General features: G+C 51.2%; 8 protein-coding genes. 2 read left to right on the top strand and 6 right to left on the bottom strand.

Going from position 1 to position 12,095, the window contains the following annotated elements; all coding sequences use genetic code 11:
* Positions 1–301: 301 nt before the first annotated feature.
* From ACQY69_RS09395 to ACQY69_RS09385, 3 genes are all read right to left on the bottom strand, one after another.
* On the bottom strand, positions 302–1,711 hold the full coding sequence (locus ACQY69_RS09395) for an aminotransferase class I/II-fold pyridoxal phosphate-dependent enzyme (protein WP_428260268.1): 1,410 nt from the start codon (positions 1,709–1,711) through the stop codon (positions 302–304).
* Between the two features lie 21 nt (positions 1,712–1,732).
* Positions 1,733–2,377, bottom strand: coding sequence for a cyclase family protein (locus ACQY69_RS09390; RefSeq protein WP_428260267.1), 645 nt, complete (start codon positions 2,375–2,377; stop codon positions 1,733–1,735).
* Between the two features lie 75 nt (positions 2,378–2,452).
* Entirely contained in the window at positions 2,453–3,808 is a 1,356-nt protein-coding gene (locus ACQY69_RS09385) for an APC family permease (RefSeq protein ID WP_428260266.1), read from the bottom strand.
* Positions 3,809–3,997: 189 nt separating this feature from the next.
* Here ACQY69_RS09385 and ACQY69_RS09380 point away from each other — a divergent pair, with 189 nt between their 5' ends.
* Positions 3,998–5,527, top strand: a complete 1,530-nt coding sequence (locus ACQY69_RS09380) for a PucR family transcriptional regulator (protein WP_428260265.1) — start codon at positions 3,998–4,000, stop codon at positions 5,525–5,527.
* Positions 5,528–6,373: 846 nt separating this feature from the next.
* Entirely contained in the window at positions 6,374–7,729 is a 1,356-nt protein-coding gene (locus ACQY69_RS09375) for a butyryl-CoA:acetate CoA-transferase (protein WP_428260264.1), read from the top strand.
* A 188-nt stretch (positions 7,730–7,917) separates the two neighbouring features.
* Here the strand turns inward: ACQY69_RS09375 and ACQY69_RS09370 are convergent, their stop codons facing one another.
* The 3 genes from ACQY69_RS09370 to ACQY69_RS09360 form a co-directional block, all read right to left on the bottom strand.
* Positions 7,918–9,609: an amidohydrolase gene (locus ACQY69_RS09370; RefSeq protein WP_428260263.1), complete on the bottom strand. Its 1,692-nt coding sequence runs from the start codon at positions 9,607–9,609 to the stop codon at positions 7,918–7,920.
* Between the two features lie 102 nt (positions 9,610–9,711).
* Positions 9,712–10,206 carry a GNAT family N-acetyltransferase gene (locus tag ACQY69_RS09365; protein ID WP_428260262.1) on the bottom strand — a complete coding sequence of 165 codons (495 nt, stop codon included), beginning with the start codon at positions 10,204–10,206 and terminating at the stop codon, positions 9,712–9,714.
* Positions 10,207–10,333: 127 nt separating this feature from the next.
* Positions 10,334–12,010, bottom strand: a complete 1,677-nt coding sequence (locus ACQY69_RS09360) for a putative manganese-dependent inorganic diphosphatase (protein ID WP_428260261.1) — start codon at positions 12,008–12,010, stop codon at positions 10,334–10,336.
* Positions 12,011–12,095: the final 85 nt, after the last annotated feature.

Genomic DNA, 12,095 nt, shown 5'->3' with positions numbered 1-12,095 from the left:
CCTCTTTTCAGGGCGCCGACATCTCCGTCTCGTTCCGTTAAGATATAAGCGGCTGGCTTATTGCCATACCAGGAAAGCAATATGTCTTTTTTCTGTCATGGTATAGTTTCCGTACATGAATACTATCCATCCTCGCATATGATATCATATGCAAGGGTCCAAGGAAAGGCTTTTTCCCAAAATACTTCAAATGAGTTTGCTGCCCGCGCCTCCGCTCCAACGCTGACACGCGGGCAGGACCCCTCTGTCTGTGGCTTCCCTGCGGTCTTCTGACCGCAGGCACAGCTCCGGACTTTCCCGGTCATTTCCCTACCAGTACGCAGCCTTTGTCATTGACGCCGATGACTTTTTCCCCGTCACGGCGAAGGGCGCTTATGTACGTGATGATATCGCCGGTTATCTCTTCACCGGGACACACGAACGGAATGCCCGGCGGATAAGGAATGATGGACCCGGCGCAGACCCTTCCCTCGGCTTCATCCAGCGGAACAAATATCTTTTCCTCCGGTACGGCCCGCAGCTTCCCCGCTTCCGGTACGTGGTAATCTCTCCTGCGCCTTTCATCCGCGGCTTCACGGTCAGGCCCCGTTTCAGCTATCTCTCTGAGAGCGTCCAGCGTCCTGTCCATATGGGCCTTCGTGTTGCCTATCCCGGTCATCAGCATCAGTATATCGCCGGTGTACAGCTCCGAGAAAATTCCCCTTTCCATCAGGAGCTGCTCCAATCCGGCTCCATCGATCCCCAGTTCCCCCATGTCGAGGTTTATCTTTGTCATATCCATGTTTTCAGCCTTCATCAGCTTCAGCCCGGCTATGGCAGCTGCCTCTTCATAAAAATAGTCTATGGCAGCCCGCCATTCTCCGATAGCCTCTCTGCCGTGATCCGCCAGCAGATCGGCGTTGATATCCAGAAAGCTCATGAGGATATAGGAAGGGCTGGTGCTCTGGATAGCCTGCAGCTTGTCCTCCAGCACGTATCTGTCCACCAGCTCCGACTTGAGGTTCAGCACCGCGCTCTGGGTCAGAGATGCCAGCGTTTTGTGTATGCTGTTGACAACCAGGTCGGCGCCGCAGTCTTCGGCCGCCTCCGGCATGCCGTCGCCAAATCCCAGCTGGTGGAAAAATTTCAGATGAGCCCCGTGAGCCTGGTCGACTATCAGGATCTTTCCCGCCCTGTGGGCCACTTCCGCTATCTTCCTAATGTCGCTGCATATCCCGTAGTAATTGGGACTGGGAAGTATCACGGCGTCGGCGTCGGGATTTTCCCTGATACACCGCTCTATCTCCTCCGGCGACACCGCTCCCATTATACCGTGCTCCTTTATCAGCTCCGGCTGGGCGTATACCGGCTGTATCCCGCCCAGCATCAGGGCGTTGAATACCGACTTGTGACAGTTCCTGGCCATTATCAGCTTCCGGCCAGGCTTCACCGTCGCCAGTACGGAGGCGATAAGTCCGCCGCTGGTTCCGTTTATCTGCAGGTACGAATGGTCCACCTGGTACAGCCTGCTGTACTTCTTCTGCGCCTCCATTATTATCCCTTCCGCCTGAAAGAGATTGTCGGCCCCCGGTATCTCGGTGACGTCACAGTCCACGAAATTATCGAGGAATTCCCCGTATCCGTACTTTCTGAATATAGCCGCTCCCTTGTGGCCCGGCATGTGAAAGGATACCGGGTCTTTGCAGGCGTGCTGCAGTAAAAATTCTCTCATAGCGTTCACTCCGTGTTTTTGTTACTCCCAAAATGCTACCGCCCTGATAGGCGCTCCGTCCGCCTTTTCCCACTTCAGCGGCAGTGCGAAGAACCAGAACAGATCGTCGCCGCACTTGTCGAGGTTCTTCAGATTCTCGATGTTCACTATCTCGTGCTCTCTGAACAACCTCTTGTGTATCGGCAGGTCTTCGTCCGGTATAGGGTCGATGCCGATGACATCCAGTCCCACGCCCTTCTTATTCGTCGCCAGTATGAAATCCACCACGTCATCGTCAATGCAGGCGTAGTCCTTGTAATAGTCCGGGGTTCCCCATCTATCGTCCCATCCCAGGTTAAAGAGGAGGAAATCGGCATCTTCGGCTTTCTTGCCGTACTTCTTTATCCTATCGATAGTTATTGTATCACCTTCGCCCAGGTCTCTGCAATCTATGACCAGAGCCTTTCCCACGAACTGCTCTGCCGGAAAGGCATCCAGGGTGGTCCTGTCGGCAAAGAGGTGGTTAGGCGGATCCATGTGGGTGCCTGTGTGAGAATACATGGACATCAGCGTTTCCTTGAAGCCGTCCACTTCGTAGGTGTTAGCCTGCTGGAGTTTCGGTGGCTCGGTTCCCGGATATACCGGCATATCTTCGGATATAGTGTGGGTAAGGTCTATAACTTTCATCTTTTTGCTCCTTTCTCCGCCGGGTCGTCCGTCTCAGGGCGCCGGCCGGCGGCCTTTCATCGTTATGTAAATGCTCTACTGGTTCTCTCTTTCCTTCTTCAGTTTTTCCGCATTAGGTTTGGCGTAAAGCTGGTAGTAGATCATCAGCAGTACGAAGAAGACAACAACGCATATGGCTGTGGAAATGCTGGATATGAAGGACGAGTAAAACAGCACGCCGCAGCCTATAAGACCGATTATGAAGAAGAAGGTCTTTCCCTTCAGCTTCCAAGGAAGGGCGTTGTATTCGTCTGCGAATTTCTTCTTGTACATATAGCTGGCGATGATGGTTATTATCAGGCACACTATCCCGCAAGCCGTCGCCACGCTGGCCAGCATCGTGTAAGCATTTCCCAACTGAGGCACTATTCCCAGAAGCATCAGCACCACGCCGATGATGTAGGATACCGTCAGTCCTATATGCGGGACGCCTCTCCTGTTGGTCTTTCCAAAGACTTTAGGTGTAGCTCCGAAGAAGCTCATGCCATAAAGGAGCCTCGATGCCGAGAATATCTCTCCTATCAGACACGTAACGCAGGCTATCCAGGCTGCGAAGTTTATCACGATCCCCGCGGCGTCTCCGAAGGCGTACTGAGCAGCCATGGTGAACGGCGATGCCATCGTGGACATCTCCTGATAATTGACGAGGCCAAGGCATACCAGGATAGCTGCTGCATAGAGAAGTATTATCGTCACGAAGGCCCAGAACATAGCCCGCGGCATTATGGTCACATCCTTCGTCTCTCCCGCTGAGGCCAGCAGCGTCAGCGGACCCATGTACATGTACGTCCCGGCGCACATGGCGAGGATTATTCCCTGTCCTCCGAACGGCATGAACGGTTTGTAATTGTCACCGTCTATATGTCCCGAAAAGATCCCTACTACAGTAAAAATTGCCATTATACCTACCAGTATCACGATGAGGACCAGCTGCGCTTTGCCCGTCACATCTCCTCCCAGCAGCGTTACGAAGAACACTATGGACAGTATCAGTATTCCCCATATCACCGCTGACAGGTCGGCGTTATCGGTCCACATGAAGAAGTAATTGGAAATATATCCCGTTCCAAGTCCTACGGAGCCCAGAAATACGATATCCATCAGGATATTTCCAAAAGCCGAAAACAACCCCCAGCGAGGCCCCAATATTCTCTCACTCCAGTTGTACATCGAACCCGCCACCGGCATTCCCACCGCCAGCTCTGACGCGTTCATGCATATGCACATCAGCAGAAGACCGGCCACTACATATGAGATGATACATGCCGGCCCCGCCTGCTCGGCCCCCGAGGCTACCATCAGAAACATCCCGTCGCCGACTACGGCGCCGACGCCAAGAGCCCAGATCTGCCAGAAGCCCATCTTCTTGTTAAGGTTTTCTCCTGTCTGCATAATCTACCTCCCGAATACGAATTTTGCAACATCGGCCGTTTGATAAGCTTATCTTAAGGCAATCTTACGACGACAGGATCTCCATCTCAACGACAATTTATCTGAATATTTTTTCATTTTTTTCAGACAAATTGTATGAAAAGCTTTTCCTACTATCATAATATAATTAAACCACGGAGGGCCTACACCATGTTTACCATCGAAGAATTTTTAAAACTCAACATCATCACGCGCTACAAGAACCTGACCGGAGCAGACATCCCGGGGGACAGACCCATCGAATACGTCTCCGTAAACGACCTTCCTCTGGACGATTTCATAAGGAAAAACGAGATGGTTCTGAGCATTGCCACGCCTTACGTCAAAGACGAGTCCCTCATGACCCAGTTCATCGAAGGTCTGATACAGGCCGGAGCCAGCATTTTCCTGCTGGCCATTCCGGGCGACGATATGTCCCTGAGCCGGGAAAATGCGGAGCTGGCCAGAAGCGGCGATCTGCCGATCCTGATGATACCGTGGGACGTGCGGTTCGCGGACATCTGCGAGGCTGTCCTGGACAGGCTCCACGACGACTACAACAGAGATGTCAAGAAGGTGGAAAATCTGCAGGCGGACATGCTGAAAAGCTTCCTCAACGGTGCCGACATCAGCTCCGCCGCCCGTATTATCTCCAAAAGCCTGGGGTGTGACGTTTCCATCACAGACATGAGCGACAACGTGGTGGGAGGGAACCCTGCTGCCCCTGAAACGACACGGATAGCGCTGAAATCCAACGGTCACCTGTACGGTCATCTGTGCCTCAGCGATGAAAAGACGCGAGAACTGCTGGCCCTGCTTAGCAACACCCTTTCTCCGACTTTATCTCTGTGGTTCTACAGGGATGAGATCATCGAAAGGACCCAGAGCATGGCCAGGGACGATCTCATCTGGAGCCTGGTCAACGGCAGCGACCCGTCGTCAGAAAAGATACTGCGCACAGCCAAGCTGATGGGCCTCAACTTAAAGCGCAGCTACACCTGTATCGTCGGACGGGTGCGGCTCGACTCCCACGACAGTGATGAGTGGCGGCAGAACTGGATAGATTCCAACATAAATACCGTTCGAAACGTATTCATGAAGACAGCGAAATCTCTGGGACGGGAAGCAATGGTCACTTACCACAACAATGCCATCATCGCCTATCTCGAAGTGTCCCTATCTTCCGGAAAGGACCAGGTTGCCAGGTTCCTCGACCTGGCGGAGGAAAAGCTGCGGGCCGTATCTTCCAGGCTGACCTTTTCCTGGGGTGTAAGCGAGATAAAGGAAGGACCGACGGATTTCAGAAACTACTATCTCCACGCCAAGCTGGCAGAAGAACTTTGCATGAACGACATCCGCCTTGGCAAACGGTATTTCTATGAGAACACCCTCATCTACAACATGATGTCCATCCTGTCCTCCGACGAGGCCTTCACCGAGAGCGCCTACAATATACTGGCCCCTGTCGTGGAATACGATAAGACCAGAAGCACGAAGCTGATGGACACCCTGCGGGCCTTCCTCACATACAAGAACATCTCGGAAGTCTCCCGGAAGCTGGACAGGCACAGGCAGACCCTGATCTACCAGCTTGAGAAAATCGAGGATCTGACCGGTATGTCCCTCAAAAACCACGACGAAATCTTTTTGCTGGAAGTCTGCATGAGGCTCCACGTGGATTTTAATTCCTATACGGACTGATGTCGCCGATAGCTGGCGGCGGATGAACGATGTGGCCGACGAGAGCTGCTCCCGCCAGCCTTTACGCAGCTTTTACTTTTCTTTAACCCCTATGCGATGTATTCCGGGCAGGCGGCGGTGTATAATACAGATAACGGATATGGAAATGCCGCGTATCCGTCAAGATAACGGCACCGGACGCTCCATCACTCAGACCGGGCCGTATACCGGAAGCTTCGCCGCGCCTGCAAGGCCGGCTTTTTTATTTCTTTCATCATGCCCCCCTGAACATCTCAAATTATACAATTGTTAATGGAAATCCGAGCTATATGGGTTTTTTTGGTATTTAAGTTATACTCATTTCCCTGCCTCAAAGGGAAATAGGTATAGCAGCAACGTTTGGCGACATCAAAAAAACATATTACAAGGGGGTATTTTCCCTCTAAAAGTCATACAAAAATAAATATCTGGCCGAATCTTTGTCCAAAGCTGCCGGTTTGCCAGGCGATACGCAGAGAAACGTTATACTCTAAATTGCATCTTTCGAAATATCAAGTATAGCTTTCGAAGGAATGTACCGCGAAAACCGTCTGTCAAAGCAACGAATACCTATGTGGGGTATTTGTCCAGCCCGGCTCGGTGTTTCGCACTCGCACATTCTGCTTTCTGCCCGGCGGCCCTGGCTTTAAGCTGAGGCAGCAGGCCGGACTTTGGGCTGAGCGAACGGCCCGGGCTTTTGACCGAAAGAGACCGAGGGAGTCCGCCGGTCTCCTGGCTATTTTGTCTTTATCCTCAGCCCAAAATATAGTATAATGTTCTGTGATATTATTAACGAATTTCGAAAATCAACAGAAACGGGGAAACAGTATGGCAAATTTTAAAAATGAATATGAAAGCAAACTTATTTCCGCTGAAAAGGCGACCGAGACCGTCAAGTCAGGCGATTGGGTCGATTTTGGATGGGGCGTCGGCGTTCCGGTAGATCTCGACAAAGCGCTGGCCAAAAGGATCACAGAAGAGGATCTCACTGATCTGAAGTTTCGCGGCGGTATCGTATTGAGAGTACCTGAAATCTTCAAGATCGAGGACGCTCCGAAGCATCTCTGCTGGAACAGCTGGCATATGACAGGCATCGAGCGAAAGGCTATCGCTCAGGGCATCGCTTACTACGCTCCTATCAGATATTCAGAGCTGCCAAGATATTACAGGGATCTGCCGGATCCTGTAGACGTTGCCATGTTCAGGGTATCGCCGATGGACGAGGAAGGCTACTTCAATTTCGGTCCCAGCGCATCCCATATGGCTGACATGTGCAGCAGAGCCAAGTGTATCGTAGTTGAAGTCAATGAAAATATGCCTGTAGCGCTGGGCGGAAACCCGGGCGGAGAAAAAATACATATCTCCAAGATCGATCACATAGTGGAAAGTTCCAACACTGCTATGGAGGAACTCCCTGCCGGTCCTACCAGCGAGATAGATGAAAAGGTGGCTCAGCTCATCGTCGAGGAAATACCTAACGGCGCATGCCTCCAGCTGGGGATCGGTGGAATGCCTAATGCGGTAGGATCCCTCATAGCAGGTTCTGACCTGAAAAACCTGGGCGTCCATACAGAAATGTATGTAGACGCGTTCGTCGACATCGCCATGTCGGGCAAGATCAACGGCTCATGCAAGACGGTAGATCCAGGCAGGCAAGCATACGCTTTTGGCGCCGGTACTCAGAAGCTTTACGATTACATAAACAACAATCCTGAGTGCATGAGCGCGCCGGTAGATTATACCAATGATATCAGAGTCGTGAGCTCCATAGACAACTTCATTTCCATCAACAACGCAGTAGACATCGACTTGTTCGGGCAGGTGAATGCAGAGTCGGCAGGAACCAAACATATCAGCGGCGCGGGCGGCCAGCTGGACTTTGTGCTGGGAGCGTATCTGTCCAAAGGCGGAAAGAGCTTTATCTGCTGCTCCTCTACCTTTACAGACAAGGCCGGCAATATAAAATCCAGAATAAAGCCGACACTGACGGAAGGCTCCATCGTGACCGATACCAGGACCAACACTCACTATGTAGTGACGGAATACGGCAAAGTCATCCTGAAGGGGCTGACTACATGGGAGAGAGCCGAAGCTCTCATCTCCATAGCCCATCCTGATTTCAGAGATCAGCTGATAAAAGACGCCGAAAAGATGGGTATCTGGAGACAGAGCAACAAGAGATAGGATAACAAGAGATAGGACACGGATATCTTCGCAAAAAGATGGTCCGGCCATACAGCTCTGTCAGATCCGATGATATCGATGAACTGTATATAAAAAGGAGCGCCGGGTCAACGGATATAGATCGTTGACCCGGCGCTCCTTTTATTCATGTACGCGTCAAACCGCATATCTTCGGAGATTGCCCGGGATCACGCTTTGTAGACGACCCTGCCATCGAATATCGTCTCCAGCACTTTCGTTTTCTCTATATCAAGATAATCTATGGCAAAAATATCTCTGTCTATGATGATCATGTCGGCCTTCTTTCCCGGCTCCAGGGTGCCTATCTCCTGTTCACGGTGCATGGCAAACGCAGCATTGGAAGTATAGGCTCTCACCATGTCTTCAACGCTCACACGCTCTTCAGGCCCCAGCAGCCAGCGAGGATCATCTTCATCGTCTATCGCTCCGACGCCGAAATAATCGGCATCGTACAGGTTTCTCGTCACGCCTGCCTGTATCGCGAAGAAAGGGTTAGGATCAGGCGACGAAGGATAATCAGCGGAGCACGTGACGAGCACTCCATTATCGATTAATTTTTTCAACGGATATTCCCGGGCTGCCCGTTCTTCACCCAGAAGAACCTCTTCACTGTCAAAATATATGGACGGATCTTTGAGATGCCAGTAAGTATTGACACAGGCCACCATCCCCAGCTCTCCCATCTTCCTGATATCATCGTCTTCAACAAGCTGCAAGTGGGTGATACAGTTTCTATGATCGCCGGCGACAGCACACTGCGCCCGCTCCAGCGCTTCGACAGCTACAGCGACAGCACCATCGCCCACTCCGTGGATATGGATATTGAATCCTCTGCGAAGGACCTCTTCAAAAGTCTCCGTCAGCTCGACCGAATCCCACAGGAGCTCCCCGCGATACGGTTCGCCGTCTTTCTCCACACAGTAAGGCTCCTTCAGGAACGCGCTCAATCCTTCGACCGTCCCGTCAAGGAAAAACTTGGCTGTAGTCGCTCTGATACAGCTCCCGGCAGTGCTCAGATCGCGCCTCGTCCTCTCAAGATCGTCTATCTGCGATAGTTTGTTTTCTACAGCCTTTATCTCACGAGCGCCATCTATCCTCAGAGAAAGCTTATCGCCGTCTTCGAAATACCTCATGATATCAAATATAGGCACCGGATCTGAAGACGCGGACTGACGCATCGCCAGAACGGTCGTATAACCATAGGAATTCATCAGATCCTGAAACCATTGGTATGCCTGGATCTTTTCCTCCCGAGAGAACTGCTGCTCCTTGAACAGCTTCTTCGCCTCGTCCTTGAGTATCCCCCAAAGATTCCCCTGAGCATCCTTTTCAATGACTCCGCCGGGGATATCTTCCGTCGTCCCGGTTATCCCGGCCTCTTCCAGTCCTTTGCTATTGAGCCATATCACATGACCGCCTTCGTCTATGATACCTATCGGCTTATCGGAGCAGATAGCGTCGAGCCGTTCCTTTCGCGGCCCTTTGATCTTCTCATCACCGGGGAACAGGGCTGTCTTGAAACCTTTGCCATAGTACACATCCTTTTCCGGATGGGTTTTAATGAAATCCCTTATGATCTCCTCTGTCTCTTCGGCAGTCTTGGCATCATAAACATCAATGTTGTGAAGGGCGTTGTACGCGTTTCCCGGCACGTGGACATGCATATCTATCAAGCCCGGTAGCACTGTCTTGCCGCCCAGATCCACCACTTTCGTATCTTTCGAAATAAATCTCCCCGCATCCGCGCCATCACCTGTCCAGAGTATTTCTCCATCTTTGATCGCTATAGCCTCGGCCACGGTGAAACCTTCATCCATAGTATAGATCCTGCCGTTTCTCATCACCATATCCGCCATCATGACTCGTCCCCTTCCTCTTCATCAGTCTTCAATGCGCTGTCCAAAAACTGACCCCGCAAGACCAGGCCCCGAAAAAACAGCACCTGCTGCATCTCCGCGCATTCACTTGCGAACATACATCCTCAGATCGCCGCCATCTTCCGACTTCACCATTCCCATGAACTCCCATCCATATCTCTCATAAAATCCTGTATGGTCGGTGACGAGGTACATGGCCTCGATGCTCTCCTGCTTCATATCACCGCATATCTTTTCCAGCAAGCATCCGGCAATGCCATGGCAGCGAAACTCCGGCTCCACGTATAGAGCGCATATATTAGGCGCCAGATCCTTTCTCTCGTGAAAATCATTATCTATGACCCCTGCTCCGGCTATGATATCCCCGTCCCGCGACACGACCACATACCACCGCGGAAAAGGCTCATCCCCTTTTATGCTCGAATCTATGCTATCCAGGTATTCCTGCTCAGGCACGCCCTCCGCAACGCCCCACTTCTCATAAAACCACCGGGCGGCAGCTTCTCTGAGCTGCGGCGTCCCGCGAAGATCTTTGATATCACAGCCACTTGCAGCTTCCCGCACTTCATTTTTCTTCATATCCTCACCTCTGAGCTTCATTATATCATATCGTTTATCATACCGGATCGGTTTTACACTTTCAGGACATCCAACGTCCGCCATACAAAAATCCCGCCGTTGATCGGCGGGGCTTTTCTCTGAAAAATCATCCGTTATTCTGCAATGCCTCGGCAAAAGGAGGCAGGAACTGTTTCTTCCTCGAAACGATGCCTTTCAGTATGATACGTTCCGCTTCCTCCGGAATATCGAAGGCTTCCCGCACCATTTCATCCGCCATCGGCCCACAGCAGAGCAACTCGGTATTAGTCTCTACGATGTTGGTCATCATCATGAACATCATGTCCAGATCCTGGCTTTCCATGACAGTCCTGAGGCATGGCTCTACCTTTTTCTTTATATTGTCCAGCTCCTCCTGATCCATAAAGGTTACCTGACTCACTCCAAAGGAATACCCCTCATTAGTGAAACGTTTGAAATCCTGATAACAGATCTCCTCCGGCGTCTTGCTCTGCAGACTGCTTCCGGCTTCAAACATCTGATGAGCGAACTCCCTGATATCCGTCCCTGCCAGCTCCGCCAGCTTCTCACACGCCTTTTTGTCAGCTTCCGTACAGGTAGGCGACCTGAACACCAATGTATCGGAAATGATGGCAGCCATCAGCAGGCCGGCCATCTTCTCGTCAGGCACCAATCCCGCCTCAGTATACATTTGAAAAATTATAGTGGCGGTACAGCCTACCGGCTGATTCCTGAAATACACAGGCCCCAGAGTCTCAAACCCGCCCAGCCTGTGATGATCTATTATTTCCAGCACCTGAGCGTTTTCCATACCGTCCACCGCCTGAGCTATCTCATTGTGATCTACCAGGATCACCTTCTTGCGATTGATATTGAGCAGTCTTCTTCGTGAAATAAATCCCAGATACCGCTCGTTCTTGTCGATAACGGGAAAATTGTGAAACCTGTATGTCTTCATCGTCTCCTCGATGTCCTCCAGTGAGTCGGACATCTGAAACGAGATCAGATTCTCGTCGGTCATGAAAAACTTCACAGGTATACTCTGGTTTATCAACCTGGCCGTAGTGAATGTGTCATATGGAGTGCTGATGATCACACATCCCCTTTCCATGGCCAGCTTCTTTATGGTATTGGTAGGCGTCGAACCCTGGCAAAGCACCAGGCATTTGGCCCCCAGCTCTATGGCAGTGAAATGAGTCTCGAACCTGTCTCCCGATATCACCAGATCCGATTCTTCTATGAAGCCTTCCATCACATCCGGGCTGGATGCTGCTATCGTCACCTTTCCTTCTGTATAAAGGGCATCCTTATCTCCACAGATTACCTGACCATTCAGCGTTTCGGCGATGCTGGAAAACCTGGTCTCGGCATTGGCCAGCACATGACTGTCGCTCTCATCCATATAGGACTGCGCGATATCCGTTATGGAAACGATACCCTCCAGCTTGCCGTCGGAGAGGACCGGGACCGATCTGGAATCCTGCTTTCGCATCAGCTCCCAGGCCACCTTTATAGAATCATCACTTTCTATACCTCTTATGAGGTTCAGCTCTATATCCCCGATCTCCGGCCGCACTGTGCTCAGATAATGGGGAGCCGGTACTCCGAAATAATCCAGTACGAACTTAGTCTCTTCATTGACTATCCCCGCCCGGCAGGCGATATAATCCGTACATCCTTCACCAGTGCGATTTTTCAGATCGCTGTAGGCGATCGCTGAGCATATGGAATCAGTATCCGGGTTCTTATGCCCTATGACGTATACTTTAACTTTCTCCTTATTGATGTCTTCTTCGCGGTTCATCGTAAATTCCTGTTTATCCTCCTGGTTATCCTTTGTGGTTAGTATAACACAATCTGTGTGGAGTTTATCTGAAAAGCTACGCTTC

The organism is Gallibacter sp. Marseille-QA0791, assembly GCF_965119705.1.
GTDB lineage: Bacteria > Bacillota > Clostridia > Peptostreptococcales > Anaerovoracaceae > Lentihominibacter > Lentihominibacter excrementipullorum.
This window is presented reverse-complemented; position numbering and strand designations above follow the sequence as displayed.